This is a genomic window from Bradyrhizobium genomosp. I (2014), from assembly GCF_000261685.1.
GTDB lineage: Bacteria > Pseudomonadota > Alphaproteobacteria > Rhizobiales > Xanthobacteraceae > Bradyrhizobium.
This window is the reverse complement of sequence record NZ_AJQE01000269.1, coordinates 68,569-90,129: the sequence shown is the minus strand read 5'-3', so window position 1 is coordinate 90,129 and position 21,561 is coordinate 68,569. Positions and strand designations below refer to the sequence as shown.

General features: G+C 57.6%; 20 protein-coding genes. 5 read left to right on the top strand and 15 right to left on the bottom strand.

Annotation, left to right across the window (positions count from 1 at the left end; genetic code table 11):
- Positions 1-14: 14 nt before the first annotated feature.
- The gene (locus IC50_RS25195) at positions 15-194 is read right to left on the bottom strand and encodes a hypothetical protein (RefSeq protein WP_035711085.1); all 180 of its coding nucleotides are present in this window, start codon (positions 192-194) and stop codon (positions 15-17) included.
- 326 nt (positions 195-520) lie between these two features.
- Here IC50_RS25195 and IC50_RS25190 point away from each other — a divergent pair, with 326 nt between their 5' ends.
- Positions 521-1,381: a phosphatase PAP2 family protein gene (locus IC50_RS25190; RefSeq protein WP_081492508.1), complete on the top strand. Its 861-nt coding sequence runs from the start codon at positions 521-523 to the stop codon at positions 1,379-1,381.
- Positions 1,382-1,549: 168 nt separating this feature from the next.
- On the opposite strand, the gene IC50_RS25185 is transcribed toward IC50_RS25190, so the two are convergent.
- The 7 genes from IC50_RS25185 to IC50_RS25155 all read right to left on the bottom strand — a co-directional run bounded on the left by IC50_RS25185 (position 1,550) and on the right by IC50_RS25155 (position 8,182).
- Complete coding sequence (locus IC50_RS25185) at positions 1,550-2,587, bottom strand: glycosyltransferase (RefSeq protein ID WP_035711082.1); 1,038 nt, start codon at positions 2,585-2,587, stop codon at positions 1,550-1,552.
- Complete coding sequence (locus IC50_RS25180) at positions 2,577-3,725, bottom strand: glycosyltransferase family 4 protein (protein ID WP_157461063.1); 1,149 nt, start codon at positions 3,723-3,725, stop codon at positions 2,577-2,579. Before IC50_RS25180 ends, IC50_RS25185 begins: the two co-directional genes overlap by 11 nt.
- Before the next feature lie 23 nt (positions 3,726-3,748).
- The gene (locus IC50_RS25175; RefSeq protein WP_035711080.1) at positions 3,749-4,564 is read right to left on the bottom strand and encodes an FkbM family methyltransferase; all 816 of its coding nucleotides are present in this window, start codon (positions 4,562-4,564) and stop codon (positions 3,749-3,751) included.
- A 16-nt stretch (positions 4,565-4,580) separates the two neighbouring features.
- Positions 4,581-5,336 (bottom strand): class I SAM-dependent methyltransferase, encoded by a 756-nt coding sequence (locus tag IC50_RS25170; protein WP_244429641.1) that lies wholly within the window; start codon positions 5,334-5,336, stop codon positions 4,581-4,583.
- A gap of 102 nt (positions 5,337-5,438) precedes the next feature.
- Positions 5,439-6,407: a class I SAM-dependent methyltransferase gene (locus IC50_RS25165; RefSeq protein ID WP_035711076.1), complete on the bottom strand. Its 969-nt coding sequence runs from the start codon at positions 6,405-6,407 to the stop codon at positions 5,439-5,441.
- A gap of 111 nt (positions 6,408-6,518) precedes the next feature.
- Positions 6,519-7,568 carry a glycosyltransferase family 2 protein gene (locus tag IC50_RS25160; protein WP_035711073.1) on the bottom strand — a complete coding sequence of 350 codons (1,050 nt, stop codon included), beginning with the start codon at positions 7,566-7,568 and terminating at the stop codon, positions 6,519-6,521.
- Positions 7,565-8,182: a hypothetical protein gene (locus IC50_RS25155; protein ID WP_157461061.1), complete on the bottom strand. Its 618-nt coding sequence runs from the start codon at positions 8,180-8,182 to the stop codon at positions 7,565-7,567. The genes IC50_RS25160 and IC50_RS25155 overlap by 4 nt, the downstream gene beginning before the upstream one ends.
- A gap of 446 nt (positions 8,183-8,628) precedes the next feature.
- Here IC50_RS25155 and IC50_RS25150 point away from each other — a divergent pair, with 446 nt between their 5' ends.
- Both IC50_RS25150 and IC50_RS25145 read left to right on the top strand, forming a co-directional pair.
- Positions 8,629-9,867, top strand: coding sequence for an O-antigen ligase family protein (locus IC50_RS25150; RefSeq protein ID WP_157461059.1), 1,239 nt, complete (start codon positions 8,629-8,631; stop codon positions 9,865-9,867).
- 33 nt (positions 9,868-9,900) lie between these two features.
- Entirely contained in the window at positions 9,901-10,980 is a 1,080-nt protein-coding gene (locus IC50_RS25145; RefSeq protein WP_157461057.1) for a hypothetical protein, read from the top strand.
- Positions 10,981-11,005: 25 nt separating this feature from the next.
- Here the strand turns inward: IC50_RS25145 and IC50_RS25140 are convergent, their stop codons facing one another.
- From IC50_RS25140 to IC50_RS25120, 5 genes are all read right to left on the bottom strand, one after another.
- Entirely contained in the window at positions 11,006-12,100 is a 1,095-nt protein-coding gene (locus IC50_RS25140; RefSeq protein WP_050991083.1) for a glycosyltransferase family 2 protein, read from the bottom strand.
- Between the two features lie 49 nt (positions 12,101-12,149).
- Positions 12,150-13,310 carry a hypothetical protein gene (locus IC50_RS25135; RefSeq protein ID WP_244429640.1) on the bottom strand — a complete coding sequence of 387 codons (1,161 nt, stop codon included), beginning with the start codon at positions 13,308-13,310 and terminating at the stop codon, positions 12,150-12,152.
- A 57-nt stretch (positions 13,311-13,367) separates the two neighbouring features.
- On the bottom strand, positions 13,368-14,831 hold the full coding sequence (locus IC50_RS25130; protein ID WP_035711065.1) for a lipopolysaccharide biosynthesis protein: 1,464 nt from the start codon (positions 14,829-14,831) through the stop codon (positions 13,368-13,370).
- A 65-nt stretch (positions 14,832-14,896) separates the two neighbouring features.
- Positions 14,897-15,550 (bottom strand): PIG-L deacetylase family protein, encoded by a 654-nt coding sequence (locus IC50_RS25125; RefSeq protein ID WP_035711062.1) that lies wholly within the window; start codon positions 15,548-15,550, stop codon positions 14,897-14,899.
- Positions 15,547-16,344: a sugar phosphate nucleotidyltransferase gene (locus tag IC50_RS25120; protein WP_035711059.1), complete on the bottom strand. Its 798-nt coding sequence runs from the start codon at positions 16,342-16,344 to the stop codon at positions 15,547-15,549. Before IC50_RS25120 ends, IC50_RS25125 begins: the two co-directional genes overlap by 4 nt.
- 242 nt (positions 16,345-16,586) lie before the next feature.
- Here IC50_RS25120 and rfbC point away from each other — a divergent pair, with 242 nt between their 5' ends.
- On the top strand, positions 16,587-17,165 hold the full coding sequence (gene rfbC / locus IC50_RS25115) for a dTDP-4-dehydrorhamnose 3,5-epimerase (RefSeq protein ID WP_035711057.1): 579 nt from the start codon (positions 16,587-16,589) through the stop codon (positions 17,163-17,165).
- Positions 17,166-17,209: 44 nt separating this feature from the next.
- Positions 17,210-18,568 (top strand): NAD(P)H-dependent oxidoreductase, encoded by a 1,359-nt coding sequence (locus tag IC50_RS25110; RefSeq protein WP_244429639.1) that lies wholly within the window; start codon positions 17,210-17,212, stop codon positions 18,566-18,568.
- Between the two features lie 519 nt (positions 18,569-19,087).
- Here IC50_RS25110 and IC50_RS25105 read toward each other — a convergent pair.
- Together IC50_RS25105 and IC50_RS25100 are read right to left on the bottom strand one after the other, a co-directional pair.
- A complete protein-coding gene (locus tag IC50_RS25105; RefSeq protein ID WP_035711055.1) occupies positions 19,088-20,140 on the bottom strand; it encodes an NAD-dependent epimerase/dehydratase family protein in 1,053 nt (350 codons plus the stop codon).
- A gap of 188 nt (positions 20,141-20,328) precedes the next feature.
- On the bottom strand, positions 20,329-21,330 hold the full coding sequence (locus IC50_RS25100) for an NAD-dependent epimerase/dehydratase family protein (protein ID WP_035711051.1): 1,002 nt from the start codon (positions 21,328-21,330) through the stop codon (positions 20,329-20,331).
- Positions 21,331-21,561: the final 231 nt, after the last annotated feature.

Sequence of the window (21,561 nt, the reverse complement as noted above, 5' to 3'; positions counted from 1 at the left end):
GTTATCTTTTGCGTTCAGGGAACCATGCCTGCCCCTTGCGGCGTGCCCCTGTCCGTCTCCTGCTTCTCGCCGCTCTCGAGGACGCCAGCTCGTAGCCACAGCCCGATGAGCCCTAGGATACGAGGATCGGCGATCCTGTGCGCCACCATCCGCAACAGCCACTCGTGATCGACCGAGTCGAAGAAGCTGCGCATGTCGGCATCGAGCCCAGTTCACATGCTCGCCAGGGGCCAGGCGACGAATCATCGGCGACCACCGCAAAGCCAGCACTGGGGGCACGACCAAGCTACGCCCCGCCCCGCGGGACAAACAGAATGCTGGTTGAAGGAGTCATAGCTGGACGAGGTCCGGCGAACCGGCGTTGCCCCATGGCCGATCGTCCGCCGCTTGAGTCCAGAGCTGACCTGTCTTGGGGCGACGCGCGGCCAGCGTCGAGCAACGAATTAATCTTAAGTATAGTATTTCGCGATTTATTTATCGAACGGATTAATGTAACCTAGAAATTAATGGAGTTGCACGCATGGACCGGAATCTCGCAAAGAACCATGCGAGGTCATCTTTGCTTTCGGTCATCCCTGCAGCGGGCACGGGCGCCGTCTGGGATGGACTGTCAAAAAGCACATTTTCCGCGCTAATAATTGCGCTCGCCGCTGCAATCTTCGGATTGCAATTTTCCGCGGCAAGATTCAGCGAGACCGCAAGCGGCATCTGGGATCGGGACCTTCTTCTCAGGCTCAACTCGCTGGCCGCAACTGACTCGCTGCACATCTGGGAGCTCGACAACAATTCCCTGCTCAGGGGATCTCCGATATTCTTCTCCCTGCTCGCATTGTGGTTCGCCGGCGATGACCGAAAGCGGCGCAGCCGGATGCTCGTAGGACTAATTGCGGTTTGCCTTGCGACCGTTATCTCCGTCTGGATACAATTTCATGTCACCACTCATATGCGCCCGCTTCTCGACCCCGCGCTTCCTTTGAATGTAGCCGATCCACGATGGAGTTTGGGTTGGGATCGCAGAGACTCATTCCCCAGCGACACCTCGACACTATTCTTCGCACTGGCCACACTGATCCTCATAGAGCATCGGTTGGTCGGAATACTTTGCTTTCTCTGGGTCGCCGTCATTGTAGCAGTGCCGCGGGTCATCTTTGGATGGCACTATCCGAGCGATTTGGGCGGCTCCCTGGCCTTAGGGCCGGCATGCGTCTTACTCTTCAATGCAGTTCCATACCCGCAAGCGCTGTGTGAGCGGATGTTGATCCGATTTCAGAACCACATGTATCTTGTCCATGCATTTCTATTCATTTTCTTGAGTGACGCGTCCATGTTGTTCATCAGCCTACAAAAACTCGGAAAAGATCTTGTGCGATTGTTCGGTTAGCCACACTGCGCGCGCGCCGCGCCCCCCGCCAACTGGCGCCTTGCCGTCATCAAAAGATATGCGATCGCGCGCATCGCGCAAAAGAAATGATCTCGCCTACGGATCGATCCTCTGAACATCGTCTACATCTTGCCCGACGTTCCAGAAGACATCGGTCCACACGAGCGCCTAGCCAAGCACGTGCAATTGCAGGGATGCGTCCGGCTTTCCAGTCTTTCCCATCACTCCGTCTATCAGTCCCCTGACCGTGATCTTCGCGGCGGTTGGAGCCCCGATGGCGACGTATCTGATCGCGTACAACAAGCCGAAAGCAAAATGGAGGCCCCACCGCCATCCTGCCTCCCGGCGAGCGTAGACAATGCTATTGCGTGCAGACAGATACACAGACAAGTAGGAGCGTTTCCTCGGATCGACGGCAGAGCCGATAGCCGTGCCTCCAACGTGCCGTACGATCGCTCTTTCTGCAAATCCTATCCGATGCTCGCCACGACGACGCCCCCAGTCCAGGTCCTCCATGTAGAGAAAATAGTCCTCAGTCATCAGACCGACCTCTTCAACGAAGTCGCGCGTGACCAGAACGCAAGCACCGCTGATGGCGTCAATCTCGGACATCTCCTCGCGCGATGGAGCCCTCCCCGCCGGAGCGTTTCGGCCAACTGCTACGACACGGCCCGTCGTCGACGACCAATGAAGACCGTAATTGATAATCTTGTCCGGCACGTGATCGAACACCAAGGTCGCACCGACCATGCCAAATCCTGCGGCAGCCTTTGCCACTAGTTCAGACAAGCAATGACTGTCCACTTCGGTGTCAGGATTGAGAACGAGCACCGAATCCCAGCCCGGGCTCTCAAGGACTTGCTCGAGCCAGGCGTTGACACCACCGCCATAGCCGAGATTGTCCATCGCAAGTCCAAGCCGAACGATATTTGCCCGGCTCCGAAATCGACATTTTTCGACGACGGCTAGTCTTCCTCTCGCGTGGTCCAGAATATCCGAGCCGCCGTGCAGTTGCTGGAGCGTTCGGTCTGGACCGGCAACCACCGCAAACAACCGCTCGAACGCCTCCTTCCCTCCGTTCTCACAGACGAAGACCTCGAAATCCTTCCAATCGGAATGCGCCAACGACTTCAAACAGCGATCGACGTCATCCGGATTGCAATAGGAGACGATGAGCACCGCAAGTTTGGCGCGATCAGTTGCCATAGCCTAGACGCCCTATCATTTGCTCGCGGCGCCTGCCAGCGACCGTGGTCCACGTAAAACGCTCCGCATGCTCAAGCGCAGCAGTCGACATTCGTCGTCGAAGTTCAGTATCCTCCGCCAGCCGCCGAATGGCAGCGATCCAACCAGCTGCGTCATACGGATCCAGCACAAGGCCCTCACATTCATTTCGGACGATCCGTCCCGCACCCATGCTGGTCGTTATAACCGGTAGGCCGCAACCGCACGCCTCGTAGGTGACTTGGGGCCCTCCCTCCTCCAAGGATGGGAAGACGAAGATGTCGGCCGATCGATAAAGCGATCCAACATCCTCGACATAGTCGAGCACCGTCACGTCATCCCGCGCGAGCAAGTCGCTGTATTTTTCCTTGATGACTGGCTCCATTCTTCCAGCCAACACAAGCCGGCCCTTCACCCCGCTTTTCGCCCAATAATCAAGGATCAAATGGGCTCCCTTTCGTACCCCGATGATCCCGACGAAGACCGCAGTAAATTCATGATTCGAGGGAAGAAGCCGATTCTTTCCCGATAAGCGAACCGGGTCCCAGCCATATGCTGTTTCCAGACATTTGCTCTTCGAAACGCCATTCTCGAGCAACGAACTTTCGACCGGTTGATTCGGGCAGAATATGTAGTCCATCGCCTCCAGAATTTCGGTTTCGCGATCAACTGTCGCGTCGGTGATCCCATGCATAGGCGCTACACCAATCTTGCCGTATGCATCGTCGAGAATGGCCTTGGCGGTCCTGGTATGACAATTGAACTGCTCTCGAAATACCGGGATGTCACGCCGTCTCAACTCCTGGAGCAATTCCATGCTAGCGCTGGGCCAGAGATACGCAGCCACCCTGCGCGATCGAGAGCGATCCAGGTACGAGAGGAATGCAGCCTCCATGCTTCGGCCAGCGCCGCTCTTCACCCAGCCATAAGGGAAATACCGCTTCCAAGCGGGCAAGGTCTCGATCACTTCAACCAGGGGCAAAGGCCATCGGCTGCGCGGAGTGACGATCGTCACGCCAAAATCCCGATCGGCCATAGCCTCTGCGAGGGAGCCGCAGGTGTAGCCCACTCCTTTGCCTGTAAGCGGCAGTGGCATCAAAACGCCCGTCGAGAAACTCAATGCAGCCTCTGTAGTCTGACAGTCTAGATCGGGTACCATCCCCGGCGCATGGTTCTCCAAAACGCCGACATCCCGCGCCCAGTTCGATTGGATGCTTTCACGTGCGCCTCTGTGAGATACCAAGTGAAGGTTACGGACAGCGGTGCAGTTCCCGGCCTAAAGCATCCCCGATCGTAGACGTGGGGGCGATAGCCGAGATCATCCAGGAATTCGGTAACCGCCGGCGAGGCAAACGCACACATCAATGCGGGTCTCTGCCGCTGCAATGTTCCTTGCGCACCCTTGAGGATATCCAGCTCGGCTCCCTGGGCATGAAGCTTGATCAGAGCCGGAGCTAGATCGAGAGAATCGAGAGCTTTGCACGTAACCCGATGCTCCCGGACAGACAGCTTCCTTTCGTCAAAACGGTACATCCGTCCCGGATTCCTCAACCATTCCGTTGCCCCCTCGTAGGACGTCGCGGCCATTCCGTCGCACTCCCATCGACCGTATCTTGGAAGAAAAAAGTCGATAACCTCGGACCTGCAGCCAAGCGCGCAGTCGAGAATGGTCACGGCGTCGTCTCGGCGATGGCGAAATGCAAGTCGCTTCGCTGACCGCGGTTCGGGCTCGAAGGCCATGATACGGGACTTTGGCGCAAGTTTCTTGAACGCCGCCGTGCTCTGGCCTCGGTTCGCGCCCACGTCCACTATCAAACCGCTTCCGATGCAGAGCAATCCAACTCCACGAAACTCCGGCTTGAAAAGGTACGGTGCAACACCGTCTTTGACAGCAAACCTCACCGCCGCAACGCCAGGAACGTTGGCGTAGAAATAGCGGGCTACTGCCTTCAAATTCATATTGCTCTCGCAATTCTCATTTGGCGATCTTCCAGACAAGCGACTTCTGGCGTTCCTCGCCATCAATCGCTTCTCCGAGCATGATGTACTGCTTCGCCAGATGGTGCTTCAACAGGCCGAACGAAAGACGATGAAGCGTCTTTGCCTTGTAGCCTTGCATTCCGGAAATCAGCCCCTTGGAGACCTTCAGGCCCGCGGAATTCATGAGCCCAATCGCGGTATCCTCGACAAAGAACCTCAGATGGGTGCGGTCCAGAATACCTGCGTCCTGGTAGTCAAACCGGCGCTTGAACAGAAGCGGAACCGCAACACTGAGATGCGCGACATTTGGTACGGATACCACGACATGACCACCAGGCTCGAGCAATCCTCGCACATTCTGCAGAACGGTTTTCGCATCGACAAGATGCTCGAGGACGTCGAGCAACAGTATGAGATCGTACTTCTTGAGCCGAGGTAGGCATTCATCAATGCTGCCCAAGACCGCCACATCCGCATTGCGGCTCAGTTCCTCTGCGACCGCGTCATTTATCTCGACGCCGGTCGTCACTGCGTCGGGGTAGATCGTTCTGATCCAGCGCAACGTCTGCCCGGAGGCGGCCCCGATCTCGAGGATGCTGGTCGCGGCCTTCGGCAGCAACGGTCGTATCTCGGCGCGCACATGATGAAAGTAGCGGCTCATGTCTGCTTCGGGCGCAGGGGCGCGTTGCCTCTTCATATCGCTCAGCGGAGAAGCACGGGGGCTTTCGACCGCATGTTCGAGGCTCCGCATTTTCCAAACCCTCCAGTTGCCGTATCTATCAAAGCGGCCAAACTCTCGCCCGCAGAACTCCAGCCGTTGGCCCCGTGCGCAATGCGTGGCCAGCCTGACCGGTCAATGCAGTTGCGTTGCCCCATCCGCCTGATTCAGCTCGCTCCTCGAGAGCGACTTCGGCAATGACGCGTCCGCTATCATTCTCGCGAAGTCGCTCGGATCTACGGAATCCGGGTCAATCACAATACGATCGGCGCGGTATTTTCGTCGGATCTGAGACGATTTGAAGTGATACGAGAGACTTCGAAAAGCGAAAGGACCTATGAACTCATGAAGCACGCGCTTCCACTTTGGAATATTCTGTCTATCCCAGGCGGCCCAGCTTCCGGTCGCGAAGCTCGTCCACGTCGCATCGTAGTCTGACTGTTGCACGCTCAAGTCGGAAGCGTTGCGGACCTTTCTCGAAAACACCACCAGCACCGTCTGCTCCTCAAAGGGGATCTGGTTCCTGCGGTTGAGGGCCACTGGCGGCTTGATCAGATGCCACCTCTTCGGGCGGGATGGCCTGACCAGAAAGACACCGGTATCTTCGAAACCATTTCGTTTACTGAAAAGGCTGTAGAAAAACTCCGGCGAGTACTGGTAAAGGCCGTGCGCGGGAAAGCCGTTTGCATTCGTCGCTATGAGGACGTGTCCGCCCGGCCTGACCAAGTTCACTATGTTGTCGACGACCTGCGCAACATCGAAGACGTGCTCGATCGACCCGAAATCGAGGAACGTATCGAACTTCCCGTGCATATCGCTCGGTATCGGAAGATTGAAATCATGTACAAGCGACGCCCCCTCGAAAGCTGAGGCGTCAACCGAGACGATGTTCTCGGCACCAAGCTTGCGGAGGAGGGGCTCGCAGTAGAGCCCCACTGCAATCGACTGATCATACGCGAGGCTCGAATTCCTCTGAACCGCTTGAAATTCCTGTTTCCAGAAATGAATCTCATGTCTTCCGAGAGTAACCGTATTCCGAAAATCGAATCCATAGACTCGGTTCGCGAAGCTGAGCGCACGGAGGCCCGTCAGATCGATGCCCACAACTCTCTCCCTCTGGACGCTAGACCATGACGTGGCCCCTCCTGCGAGGTCACGTAATTCCCGCGGCCCGCTGACAATTCTCACACTCCAACTCTGCGTACTTGGTCGACGTCATCGTGCCGGACTCCAGGCCTTGATGAAACCCGACCGGGCATAGTAGACGCGTCTACGTGCGCCTCGAACCATTCGCAGAGCTTCACGCGCAAGCGAGGATGGAATCGAAGACGGCACGGTGACCGGCCCCTGAGGCTCGAGCCATTCACGGATTTGCGGATGCCCAGGTATGAGCGTATCGAGAAGCCTGTTCCAGAGCTTCGGCTCCATGGAATCGTGAAAGTGAAGTACACTCACTCCCGTCATCTTTGCTCCGTCATAGTTCCTCGGCAGATAGCTACACAGCGGAAAGTTGCTGGCATCCGGCAGTGCTTGCCAAGCCAGCCCAAGCCGGATCACCGTCAAGCCCAGAACGACTTGATCCATGAAGTGCACTTGCGAGTGTGTGCGGGCCACTTGCCGATCAAGAAATCTCTTGAAATCGGCGAGAAATTCTCTGCCGAACCGCGTGCTGCGCCGGTACACGTAAAGGCCGGCGTTCCAATAGAACCTGATCCGGTGCCCATCGCCCGTCTGAAGCCACGGAAGGTCGTCAGCAACTCTTCCGATGAGTGCAGCGGACCGCTCCCAGAACGGATCATTTGGATCGGTTACCCCCCTCGACCCGATTACCCCTGCATCCGGAGCACTCGCGAGGAAATCTACCCCAGGCGGCAGTTCAAGACCGTTGGGCTCACGCAGAAATAGGATATCACTATCGATCCAGGCAATCGCCTCGGTCGTGACCATGTTCTCGACAGCAGCAATCGCCTCCGCCTTATTCATATAGTGGTGCCAGACATAAGGATTGTCGGGAAAGACACGCAGATGCTTGATCCCAAGCTCCTTCATTCGGCGATGCGTCTCTCGCGCGAGAGCCGGAGTAGACCGAGGCGTGATGGCAATGACTTCCAGGTTTGCAAAGCGGCCGCCGAAGCGCCGAAGGCTCTCCACCATGCGCAGCGTAAGTGGCTCCAGCATCCCTGACTCGATGCAGACCACAATCGTCATCGAAGGCTGCTTGCCGGCAGCATTGTCCTGCACGGCACCGCTCAGGCAATCGGTCAAATTGCATCCTCGCTTGCTTGTGCAAATCCGAGCTCCCTCGCCTTCGCTTCAGGACACTCGAACTTGGGCTTTAACGTAGGCGCGCTCAGCATGGCCCGGTACCTCAGCCGGAAGCGACGAAGCAGCAGCGGCAGGGGATTCCGGCTCAACTGAACGATCACCGTCGGCCAGGGGAGTTGCGCCCTCCACTTCCGGATCATGAAGCGGTAGGCAGCCAGGTAGGAAGGATCGAGACGAAGAGTTGCCTTGCTATTGTGGATAATCGGCAGGTCGATCACATAGGATTTCATGCCGGCTCTCTTTGCCTCGAGCACGATATCCGTTCCGTAGAGGTGGAAGGACGGCAGGCTTGGATCGAACAGGGTGCCCGCGGCCCGGCGCACGATCAAAACGACTTCGTCGAGGCTCGCAGCAAGACGGGGGCGGTCAAATCGTCCGCCGCATACGGTGCCCAGACCGGAATCCCACAAATGGCCGACGAATTCTCCGTCAGGCGTCATGCCGCAAATGCCGGCGACAGCCCAGGACGGATCAATCGAATTCAATCTCTCGCAAGCTGCTCGCAGTGCCATGAACCAGCCTTCGGGAAAATAGACGTCCTGATGAGCGAACACGACGACATCCGACCTGGCCGCGGCGATTGCCTGGGAGTATGCCGCTGATGCAGCCGCGGCCCCCCAGATAACGGAAACCCCAATACGGCCGTCCGCAAGGTCCGGAGATCGCTTCAGATTTCGAGCAAGTGTCGCTTGCTCGTTCGCAACACAACATACCTCTATCGAGCAGGTCATTTCCCACCTTCGGCCGCGCGGCCAACTAAATTAAATATAATCCGTCGCGATTTATTATCAACATATTATTTGGCAGCTGACATTAAATAATATATCTTTATTCCAGTCCAGTTAATGTTTTCGGATCGAGAAGGCACATGTCATCCTACGGCCTCAGTGGGTCCGGCCTAACGGAGAGTGGACCGCCACTCCAGGCCGTCGCGCTCGACGGGAGAACCGCGACAGCTTCAAACGGATGGGCGGCATGGCTGATATTGCTCGGGTGCGCCATGCCCTCCTACATGACGATTTACGTGGGGGGCGCCAAGTTCATTCCGGCGCGGATCGTAATTGTCCTGCTGCTCGTTCCAGCCCTGACCGAATTGTTTCAAAGAAGCCGATGGCTACGCGCGTCGGATTCTTTCGTATGCGCGGCGTCGGCTTGGATGCTGGCAGCGGTACTGGAAACGGATCAGGGGTGGTCTTCCGCGGCCGCTCTCATACTCGAATTTTCCGGCGGCTACTTCGTGGCTCGCGCTTACTTTTTTGGGCGCCGGGGATTGGAGGCTTTTGTCCGAGTGCTCAAGCCCGTTACCGCAGGGATCGTTGCTGTTGCGGTCCTGGAGCATCTTACCCAGCACAACGTCGTCGCAGCCCTTATGGGCTTGCCGAGCACGGGGTATGAATATCGCTATGGCTTGCTGCGGGCGACCTCGACATTTCCTCACGCGATCCTATACGGCTCGTTCTGCGCCGTTGCCGGCGCTGTTTTCCTGTACTCCGAACGCAGCTTTTTTGGTCGAAGCTTGTATTGCGGGCTGTGCCTTTTTGGATGTGTACTGGCGATGTCTTCGGCCCCGCTGATGGCATTCGGGATTGTGCTATCCGTCTATTGTTATGATCAGCTGCTGCTAGGGTGCCGCTGGAGGTGGCACGCCTTGGTGGCCAGCCTCTTCACGCTCCTTGGCGTCGTGTTTCTGGTCGCCAACAAACCAATCTCTTGGATCGTCGCAAATCTCACGCTCGACCCAGCTACCGGATATTTCCGCGTTGCGACCTGGGAAAGCGCCGGCTACTACATCGATCTCTCTCCCTATGTGGGATACGGATTTGGCTCGTACGCCTCTCCTGACGATTTCTTTGGCAACGCCTCAGTCGACAGCGTTTGGCTGACCTTGGCGCTCCGCTTTGGCATCCCATTAGTCGTATTTATTCTTCTGGCGAATATTACGGCATTCCTTCCGTCAAGGCGGACCGCCAGCATTCCGCACTACCAAGATGCTTACATGAGCAACATGCGTACGGCATTCACATTAGGCCTCGCAATGTTCATGTTCGTGGGATTGACAGTTCATTATTGGAACAGCAGCTGGATACTCTGGGGAATATGGATCGGCATCCGCGCATCGCTGAAGGAGGAATCCGTCGCGGCGGTCGAAACCCCCGTACTCTATCGCCAAGGGATGGCTAGCATCGATCGTGACCCCACTGTTGGGCAGGCAACTCGGAGATTCCATGCGTCCAGGTAACGAATCACGCCGGGCAAGGCTCCCGCTTCCGACATGACAGCCCGCTATATTGAACCTCTCTTCGCGCTCATGCTGCCCTGGTCGATAGCCGCCAGTCAGGCGCAAAGCGTCCCATCCGGAGACATGCGGCCGCCAGAGCGCGCCGCAACCGACAAATCAGCCCTCGATGACGGCTCATCCTCCGCGCCCAGTTGTACAATTCAGTATCCGTCCCTCCTGACCAAATACAGAGTCCGTCCGGAATGGAGAGTCGCGGGTGTGGACTATTGCGTCGGTTATTCGACGAATACTCCCATCAGAGATCCGGCAACGATCTCGATGGAAGGTGTTTCGCTCGACGTGGCTCGGAAGAGCATCACGGTGACAGGCGACGATGTTACGCTCGACGGCTATGATTTCGGCGGCTGGTCCATCGCGACTACGGCAGCGAACACCAATCTGATCAACTCGAAATTCGATGGTCGGAATCCAGGCGGCCCGCAGAATAGCGTCATCAGCGGTGCACCGTCCTCCTCCAATCTACGCATCGTCAATTGCATCATTGACGGCCTGAGCGGAGGCGGACGTGCCGAATTTCTGATTGAAATGGAAGGGCCCGGCCTCACGATCGAATATTCCTGGCTGAAGAATTCCAATTCCGACCTGATCGGCCGCCATGGCCGAGACGGCGGCAACATCGTCATTCGATATAGTGTACTGGAACAGGCCGGAATGCGCGGCCCAGGGACCCACGGCGACTATCTGCAGGTTTACGGCCCGACCGTGGAAGCGATCCGCATTCTCTACAACACGGCGATCCAGAATGGCGGCAGTACTCAGGGATTCATCGCGGATAACACGAAGTTGGGCGAGTTTGGCGGCAATACCCTGATCGGCAGCGTCACCTACTGGATGTCCGTATCCGGTCCGGGGACCGACGCCGCCAATCTGTCCGGGACATTCTCCACGCACGACAACTATTTTGATGTGACAAGAGCGTTCGGCTTCAACTATCCGGCCGCCGGGCCGAACGACCGCTACGCGAAGACCGTTTTCACAAACAATGTAAACATGGTAACGGGGCGGGTCGTCCAGGATTCTACCAGCCCGAAGCCGAAGCCGTCACGTCCGTGACTTCGCGTATCATCCGATCTCGCCGCTACGCTTTCGACGTGAGCTTCCTCTTGAGGCGGCGGAGCCCGCCGATAATTGGTGCAGGAATAAGCAGCCAGCAGGCCAGGCGCATGACGGTGAACGTGTCCTGAGCCTGCAAGGCCACTAGGTCGCGCCCCCATTGCCTCAACACTGGAAGTAGTTCGCGAAGACGAGTGCCTCTTTTGCGATACGAGGTGATGATCCCGATGACCTCACGGGCCAGGAAATGTCTGGCTCGCGATTGCAGCTGATGGCGCCTTCGTTCATTCCCGATTCTGTGCTCGGCGGTGACCGTTATGAGATCAACCAGCTTCTTGAGATCCCCCAGGTGGCTCTCGAGCGCCAGACGAGATGTCTGCGTGGCGTCGTGAAGGGAATAGGAGCCACAGCATTCATTGACAAAGCCCGCCTTGCCCTCCAGCAGCAATGGGAGATGCCGTGCAAGATCACTCGCGAACGGCCATCCTGCCGGGAATCCTCCCCAGGCCCGGAGTCGCTCGGTACGAAGTATCGTGGTGCAGCCCTGGACCAGGATGCGCCGTTTCAGATATTCATCGAGGACATCGACGCCGTCCCAGATTCCAGTTGTCAGAATTTGACTGGCCTGTGGTGGCAAGTTGCGTCCCGACGCGACGACCCGGGCTTCACCCAACGCCATCACGATCGGTACTTCGGGCTCACTTCGGATCAGCGAAATGCATCGCTCCAACAGCCAGGGCGCAATTCTATCATCATCTGGAACAAATACGATATAGTCACCCCTTGCCTGTGCCACGCAAGCATTCCAGTTCGCGGTCGCCCCTATGTTCTTAGGCTGGCGCACGACGCGTAGTCTTTCGTCCTTGAATTGGTTCAGGACCAGCGCGGTTTCATCGGTCGACGCGTTGTCCGACACCAGCACTTCGAAATGTGGATACGATTGGCTCAGCGCCAGGCGAACACAGTCCAGCAACCACTTAGCTCGATTGAACGTAGGAATGGCAATGGTCACTAGAGGGTCGGTCCAGCGCGAGGCTGGATCCGGTCCCGCCATGGCGTCTTCCGGCCGCTGCAGACTGACGGGACGGGTCGACTTCTCGATCTGACCTGAAGCTCGCATGGCAAACTCGAAAACCTGTGCCGTCCCACTGGCCGTCAGTGTCGACGCATCAATGTTCCATCGCCCCTATTTTTCCAGCATCAGAGGCGGCATAGGACCGATCAACTACCTCCAATCGCGATCTCTCCTTTAAACGACCATCAGCCGCGAGTCCGCGCTCTTGCGCTGTGTCAGTAACCCTTTCGAGCCACACTTCGCGCCACCAGGAATAGATGCTCCTCGGGCAGAACATTTTGCAATTGCTGTATCGAGATCTGCACCAAACGTCCTCCAGGATCACAGCCGGCGTCTTGAGTGATCTCATCTTTCCGGTCTTCTCATCGATGAATCTCGATATCTGTGTCTTGACCCTGTAGAGGCCGCCGCAATACGGGACCAGCTCTGCATCAAAAGCCATGCCTCGATTGATGTTTTCAGTATCGACGGTCGCGAGAATGTCCTTGTAACTTTTCACCCTCACCAATTCACCAGGCTGCAGGTTCAGGGTGACGCTGGGAGTCTCATGCCGATGTGGTATTTTTCCCTTCCACCTCGGAAACGGAATGCCGCCCCGCAACTCCTGGAAAAGATCGTAAGCCAGGCGGGACACGTGACCCAGTCGTGCTCTCTTGGCGAGTGCGAGATGCCAGTAGGCCAGGTATACGAATCCGCGTGCGATCCGCCCCAAACCAGCGTTCCCCGAGGTGTAATCCTCCACGTATTGCCTGACATCCCACCATCGAGCCAACGTCGTAAAGCGGGGCAGTTCGGTTGCCTGGCAAGAGTATCGGATCTCTGCATCCACGGCGCTATCGCCGACGCGCGTCCCCCGAAGGACGTCTTCCTCTGTACATCGGCCTCTATCCGCGAACTCTCTGACGCGCTCGCCCCGATGCTCTGGTGAAATCACCACAGCGCCCGCGCTTTCATTGACGGGCCTGAGCCACGCCTCCTTCCAGAAAATGAGGCATGCAGCTTGGCAACCACCATACGCCTCCCCGTCGCATCGCAGATCAAGATGGACACCATTCGGAAGCCATCTTCCACCCGTGTTCGTGACGGTGTCACAAGTCTTGTGGGAGCGCTTGTAGACCTTGAATCGCTTACCACAATACTTGAACATTTGCGGCATGAACGGGAGCCCCTCGAAGCTGCCACTGCTGTCGAGCGTGCTAAGGATCTCCTCCTTGGTCCGCACTTCTACCCAGTCGCCCGCTCGCAGCTTAGTCATCGTGCCCTCCAAAATGCGGTGGCCGTCGTCCAATCCCGAACCCAGCCCGCTCGCTTTTCAATGAGTCTTCATGGAAAGTGCGCCTTGCAGTTCCTTGAACAGGCCGAAGTAGACTGTCTTCTGTCCCATGAGAAACAGCAGCATCCAGAGATAGATTGCGGCGATAACGCAGCCTCCAAGAAGGAGCCTCAAAAGATGCGACTCTGAACCACCAAGAAAGGGTTGAAGTCCGAGAGCTACCGCCGCCGCCGCCGCACTTGCGATCAATGGCCGGCCTGCTGCGAAAAGTAGATCTCGCAGAGAAATCACCGTTCCATGCAAACACCAGAGAACGTGGGGGATGACCCACAATACCATCGCGGCAGAATACGCGAACGCGACGCCGGTCGGACCATAGGGCAATCCGATGAGGTAGGCCACAATGACCAGCGGAGCGATCACCAGGGCAATCTTCAGACTTCGTACCTGTAGGCCTGCCGAATACAGCAGCCACGCAAGGGGATTGATAATGCCGAATACCAAGATCGTCGGCGTCAACAAGCGGAAAATGACCACCGTATCTCTCCACTTCGGCCCGAGTACCACCTCGACGATGTCATCCACGAATACCGCACAGAAGACCGTAATGGGCAGCGTCATCGACAGGACGATGGTATAGCCCTTCAGGAAGTAACTTTTCAGTCGAGGCAAATCGTTCTGAATCCGCGATAATCCCGAAAACGCGACGCCTCCAATCGCTGCGTTGAGCTCTGCCGTCGGCAGGTTGACAAGCCGATATCCTCGTTCGTAGATTCCAAGAGCATCGGCTCCCCAGTACCGGCCAAGTAGCAACTTCTCGAAGTTGTAGGCAACGTACACCACGAGAGAATTCAGGGTAACTATCCCACCAAAGCTCAACATGCCGCGGACTCCGGCGGTCCGGCGTGGTGGGCCAGGACTCCACCCCGTGGCTACCCATACGCACACGGTGTAAACTACGGTCGAAGTCAGCGTCATTCCCAGGATGGCCCAATATGCCAAGCCGCCGAAGGCCATGGCGACTCCGGCAGCAAGGCTCACCATCTGTGAGAGCACTTCAATGACCGTCAACGTCGTATACCGCAGCTGACGCTGAAGCAGCGCTGAATGCTGCACCGCTAACGCGCTCAGGAAAAATCCCAAGCCTGCTACGACGGTCAGCCAGAACAGTCGAGGCTCATGGTAGAACGCCACGAGAGCAGGCGCGGTTGCCGCGCAAAGGAGCGCAAGCGTCATTCCGATCGCTACATTGACCCAGAACAATGTCGACATCTGCTCGTTGGTGACGGTCTCTTGCTGAACTGTGGCCGACGACAGTCCTGCCGCTGTGAAGAGTTGAAAAACTCCGCTGACGGCGGTTGTCATCGCAACCAATCCGAAATCCTCCGGGTCCAGTAGACGCGCGAGTGCGGCCATGACACTAAGCCGAAGAGCGAAATTCGCCGCCTGGCCGCCAAGCCGCACCACGCCGCCGCGAATTATCATCCCCTTGAGATTGTCCATTCCAATCCCCGTAGAAGAGAATTCGGCATCGGCTTGCTTCCGGGTACGCATCCTCCAACGGCTTGTCATGACAGTGCGAGTTTATTCGCCAGAAACGCTTCAGCGTATTTTTCCGGCGCCCGACATTCCATGCCCCGCAGCCGGGCCAGACCGCGGAAGACCTCCGGATCGAACCATTGTTTGGAACGCTGGCTTCCAAAGTGCGACATCAACAGATCGATCTTGCGTTGCAATGCTCCAGCTGAGACAGGCGCATACACATTTGGTCGACCTAAATCTCCGTCCCATTTTGGAATTTCATACTCGAGAATGAAATGATCTCTGAATGTATTCCACGTTAGACGTGACACCTGACGATGATCCTGATGGGCATCATCTCCGCGATGCGTCAAAATCAGATCCGGTTCGACGCGCCGCTTCAACGACTCGAACCACTTCTTGATCTCGTCACCCTGTTCTGGAAAAAAGCCGTCTCGAAAGGACATCGCTTCAATTTGAGAACGAGCCGCGTCGGACACGAATTCGGCCGCCGACGCCCTCGCCTCGCTCTCGCGTTCACCCGACGCGCTGAGTACACACCAATGCACGTCGAGCCGGACGCCACGCGCAATCAGATTCAGAATCGTCGCACCAACACCTATTTCGATGTCATCCGAGTGCGCACCGAGACAAAGGATCGAGAGCCGCTCTCCGGACGCGGCGAGTTGAAACGCCTTCATGAAGCCGCCTGCGTGCGCGCTTCGGGAACAACTTTCCAGGGCATTTCGCCCCGCTCGATCATCTCCTCGAGAACCTGCCGGTCCCGCAGCGTATCCATCGCGCGCCAGAAACCTTCGTACTTGTAAGCCATGAGCTTTCCAGCTTCGATCAGGCGATTGAACGGCTCCAGCACGAGCTCCTCGCCCTCACGTATGTAGTCGAAGATCTCCTTCCGGAAAATGAAGTAGCCCCCGTTGATCCAGATCTCGGACTGCTGACTGGACCGCAGGCGCTTGACGGCGTCTCCGCCGTTGAATTCAGCAAGGTGAAAATTGAACGGCGGATGCACGGCAACGAAGCATCCGACCATCTTGCTCCTCTTGAACCGCTCGATTATTTCAGGCAACGGCGCGTCGGTCAGACCATCACTGTAGTTCGCGAGAAAGATGTCCTCGTTCTCGACGAGCGAGCGCACCGCCATCAAACGCTGACCGATGTTTCGCCAAATGCCCGTGTCGACCAGCGCCACCTGCCAGTCCGGCGGCTGCTCGCCGATGACTTCGACCTTCCTGCCGAAGTTGGAAACGACGCAATCGCTGTGAGCCCAGCGATCCGAGTTCAGGAAATACTCCTTGATCGCATTGGCCTTGTACCCGAGACACAATACGAAATCGCGGTGACCATACTGACTGTAATATTGCATGACATGCCACAACATCGGGTGTTGGCCGACGGGCACCATGGGCTTCGGAATGCTTTCAGAATATTCCCGGATGCGGGTTCCGAGTCCCCCACAGAACAAGACAACCTTCATGGCCAGCGCTTCCCATCCTTCCGGCCGACCGTTTCGGTCGCCACAGATCGCCTAAAGCGGCTACTACAAGTCTCGCGGTTTAAATACATAAATCAAAATATTCAATAGCGCGCATTTTATATTGCGGGTATTATTAATCAATGATTTTTTGAAAACCGTTTTGAATTTATTCTCTTGCACGCTATCATTGCTGATATTGCAGCATATTCGAACGCCGGCGGCACGATTATGGAGGAACCCGGGTGATTATAACCGAAACCAGGCTTAAAGGAGCCTACATTATCGATATTGAACGCCGGGAGGATTCGCGCGGCTTTTTTGCGCGAGCTTTTTGCCAGCGAGAGTTCAGGGCCCTCGGCCTCAATCCAGTCATTGCGCAGGCGAATATCGCGTCAAATGTCCGGCGCGGAACCCTGCGCGGCATGCACTTTCAGTTTCCGCCGGCCGCGGAGACGAAGCTGGTTCGTTGCACGCGGGGCGCGATCGTCGACATCATCGTCGACCTGCGACCGGAAAGCCCGACCTACCTGCAACATGTCGCCGTCGAACTGAACGAGACCAATCAGCGGGCACTCTACGTGCCGGAACGTTTTGCTCACGGTTATCAGACTCTCGTCGACAACACCGATACCAGCTACCAGGTGGGTGAGTTCTATGCTCCCGAGGCGGAGAGCGGGCTGATGTACAATGATCCCAGGCTTGGCTTGACCTGGCCGCTTCCGGTTTCCGTGATTTCGGAGAAGGATCAGCACTTCCGCTTGCTCAACGAGGTCGAACCCGAACTGAAAGGGCGGATGGAGCTCGCCGGCATCGAAGGTTGACGCCGACAGCGCGCTGCTCGCAGCCGTTTACCGATCCCCTCCAGTTGAAAGACGCCACGATGATACTTGTCGATCACGCACTGCAAGTCCGTCATGCAGCCGGAAAGCCGATCCGTGTCGGCCTGCTCGGCTCGGGCTTCATGGCTCAAGGGCTCACCAATCAGATCAACAACAGTGTTCCCGGAATGCGGGTGGTGGCTATCTACAGCCGAAAGCCTCGGCGCGGACATGATGTGTTCGGCTATTCCGGCCAGACCGGCGTGGTTGACGCGGACAGCCAGGGGCGGCTCGACAGAGCCATTGCCGCCGGCGTTCCGGCGGTCACTGAGGACGCGTTTCTGATCGCCAGATCGGATCTGATCGACGTGATCGTCGACGTGACCGGATCGGTTGAGCTCGGGGCCCAGGTCGCGCTGGAGGCCTTCAAGCACCAGAAAACCGTCGTCCTCATGAACGCGGAGATCGACGCTACGATCGGACCGATCCTGCAGGTCTATGCAAAGAAGTACGGCGGCTCCCTGTCCGCATGCGATGGCGATGAGCCCGGCGTGCAGATGAACCTGGTTCGATGGGTGAAGGGGCTCGGCCTGATCCCGCGCGTTGTCGGCAACATCAAGGGACTGCAGGATCCGTATCGCAACCCCACCACGCAGAAGGGATTTGCCGAGCAATGGGGACAGAACCCGGCGATGGTGACCAGTTTCGCCGACGGATCCAAGATCAGCTTCGAGCAGACGATCGTGGCCAATGCCACTGGCTTCAAGGTGAGATCACGCGGCATGTCGCGCGGACTGGAGTATCGCGGCGACGTCATGAAGATCGGCACACTCTACGACATAGACGAGGTCCGCGCCCTGGGCGGAATCATCGACTATCTCGTCGGCACACCGCTGACCAAGGTCTACGTGCTGGCCGAGCACACCGATCCAAAGCAGCAGAAGTATTTGAACCTGTACAAGATGGGCGAAGGCCCCCTGTATTCGTTCTTCACACCATATCACCTCGTTCATTTCGAAGTGCCGAACTCGATTGCCCGTGCGTTTCTGTTCAAGGATTTGGTCGCCCCTCCGATCGCCGGTCCGGTTGTCGAGGTCTGTGCAGTCGCCAAACGTAATTTGGAGGCGGGCGAGGTGCTCGATGACTATGGAATGTACATGACCTATGGCGAAGCCGTGAACTCCGAGGAAATGAGCCAAATGCAATACCTGCCTGAAGGTCTCGTGGAGGGTTGCAGGTTGCGGCACGCCGTCAAGAAGGATGCAGTCCTCACCTACGCGGATGTGGATCTGCCGCCAGGCCGCGTGGCCGACAAGCTGCGTGCAGAACAATACAAGCACTTCAACGGACACACCTGGCTTGAGCAACGGATCACCCGGGACGCCTCGCTCGCTCTCACGGCGTGAACAGCTGAATGACGACCACGTTCGCGAGCCGTGCCACGCGGGACTGCGTACGCACCGCGAGGAGACCCGCTCGCCCGCCCTACGCGTTGATCCCGAGCGACCGGGTCTCTCCACGAATGTTCATTGCGCCCCCCTCGCCTGACGCGATCGGCGGCTGCATCCAAACCATTGCGCGTCTTCCCAGCTTGATCCCAGGCAGTTCAATGTGCCGAGCAGGTATGCTCAGGCATGAAAGCGGCAACATTTCTGGAGCAGCCCCGAAGATCGAGCAGGCGCGCGACCCCGAAATATTTGCACCAGGGGATTTGTGAGCGCGCGTCGGTCAGTCGGCCCATAATTCCTGCCATGAAGTGGCCCGTTGCGAGCCGCAGCACTCCGGGGCCCGCCGCGCTTGCCGAAGCTCGGCCCTAATCCGGCCAGCCAGCGCGGCGCCTGCCTCAGCGAAACGCAGAGCTCAACCGCAGCATGAGCGCGCCGATTTCCCGCTCACCGGCTTTTCGCCGCCAGGGAGCCGGCCACTCACGACACCGCTGCAAGCTGCAGTCTCGATTGGCGCAGGTCGCCACCGAGAATTCTCTCCGCCAGCAGCTTCCGAATATGGCCGATCCGTTGATATCGCGGCCCTTCGAACTCCTCCAATGTCAGCTTTGACGAACGATAGACCCTGTAGAGCTGCTCGGCGCCCATTCGCGCGTCCCAGCGCGGCTGGAATCCCGGCAGCTTGCGCCGGATCTTTTCGAAGCTCACTCGGTAGGATCGCTCATCTGGACTCGCATCCTTCGCAAACTCCACCGTGGAATTCGGCACCACACTCGCGACGATCTCGGCAAGATCCCGAATTCGATAATTGTGAGCAGTCTGGCCGACATTGAATGCCTCATTGAAAACGGATTCGGCTGGCGCCTCCAGTGCGGCAATGAAAGCTCGAGAAATGTCCTCGATGTGGACGATCGGCCGCCAGGGCGAGCCATCCGATTTGAGGTGAATTCGTCCTGTCGTGAACGCCCATGCGACCAGGTTGTTCAGGACAATGTCGAAGCGCAGCCGCGGCGAGACTCCGTATGCCGTCGCCGGCCTCAGATACACCGGGCAAAACCCGCCGCCGGCCAACGCCGAAATATCGCGTTCGGAGGCAACCTTGGATTCTCCGTAGGCCGTCACCGGATTGAGCGGGGCTGTCTCATCGATCATTTCCTCGCCGGCTTTTCCATAGTTGCTGCAGGACGAGGCAAACACGAAGCGACCCACGCCGGCGTGTTTCGCAATCGAGGCTATCCGAACGCTTGCGCGATGATTGATCTCATCCGTCAGTTCCGGCCTCAGATTGCCGAGCGGATCGTTGGAGAGCGCGGCGAGATGCAGCACTGCGTCGAAGCCAACGAGATCCGCAACCTCCGCGTCTCTGACGTCCTTCCGGATGGTCGGGACCTCGAGAATGCTACCGCCGGCGGCGTATGTGCACCGCGAGTAGATATCGCTGTCCATTCCAGTCACCTCGTGACCGGCATTCACCAGCATCGGCGTCAAGACCGTGCCGATGTAGCCAAGATGACCTGTTACAAGAACTCGCATTGCCATTCTCCATCGCACTCAGTTTCATGGACGAAACATTGCCCGGCTTCCGTGTTTCGGCAGCGTCCTCTCGATTCCGGCGCCTCGCCCTATCGAAGGACCGCCTTGAGCACGCAACTCACGGTGCCGGGATGGCTGCTCGTACAGCTTCGGCTTCTTCGCGAGAGCTTGCGGCTCAGAACGGGAAGTCATGAAGCCAGAGCCTGTCGTTGCCGCGTGCTCGCAAGTCCTCGTTCGGAGCGCCACCATTTCACGAACTCCGTCAGTCCGAGCTCGAGCGGCACTGTGGCTTGGAAGCCCAGCAGACGTTCCGCCTTGCCTGTCGACGCCACTCGGCGCGGGACAGGGTTGATCGAGTGCTCGGGCGCGATGTGCGGGAGCACGCCGTCGCGGCCCATCACGGAAGCCAGGGCCGAAGCGAGCTGCACAAGGCTTGTTTCGATGCCGCTCCCCACGTTGAACACCTCGTCGCTGACCTTTGCCCTCGCAGCAAGGATGGTTGCGCGTGCCGCGTCGCGGACATGAACCAAGTCCAAGGTCTGCTGGTCATGCGCAACTATCACCGGCGGCGTTCCAGCCTCTACTTCCTCCATCCAGCGGATCAACATCTCGGCATATCGATCGTGTACGTCCATTCGGCTGCCATACACGTCAAAGTATCTCAAAGCGATATAATCGAGCCCGTGCATATCGTTATAGGCGCGGAGCAAGCCTTCATTGCAGAGCTTCGCCGTTCCACAGACCGTACGGTTTCCATAGGGGCTCTGATGCTCCGTTGTCGGAAACTCCTCCGCCGCGCCGTAAACCGAAGCCGAAGACGCGGCGACGAACTTCTCGACGTCATACTTCACGCAAAGTTCGAGCAGTTCGAAGGTGCCGTTCACCATGACTTCCATGGCAAGACGCGGTTCGGCCAAACAGTGGTCGCTGCACGGTGCGGCGTGGTGAAAGATGATGTTGGCTCCCTTTACCAGAGCTTCCACCAACTTGGTGTCGCGCAAGTCGCCGCGGACCAATCGTACCGGTCCTCGGTTAAGCGACTTCCTGAGATTCTCCGGTCGGCCGGTCATCATATTGTCGAGCGCGACGATCTCGATGCAGCCTTCGTCGCACAACAAGTCGACGATATGCGACCCGATGAATCCGGCACCTCCGGTAACGAGAACGCGCTTGCCCTTGAGATCCATCATGACCGCTCTCCTGGTTCTAGGCAAATCGGCCATGTCGAGGCATCACATCCTGAAATGCCGCGATCGCAAAGCGTTGCTCGAAAGCGCCTGCTTCGGGCCCCGATGCAGGCTGCTCGTCTCGGATGGCACGCGCGGTCGCAACGTCGATTTGCGATCCCACCGTCTGGGCTTTCGCCTTCAAGTCCAGGAAAGGTATCAAATCGGCAACCTCGCTTCTGGAGGGTCGGCAGC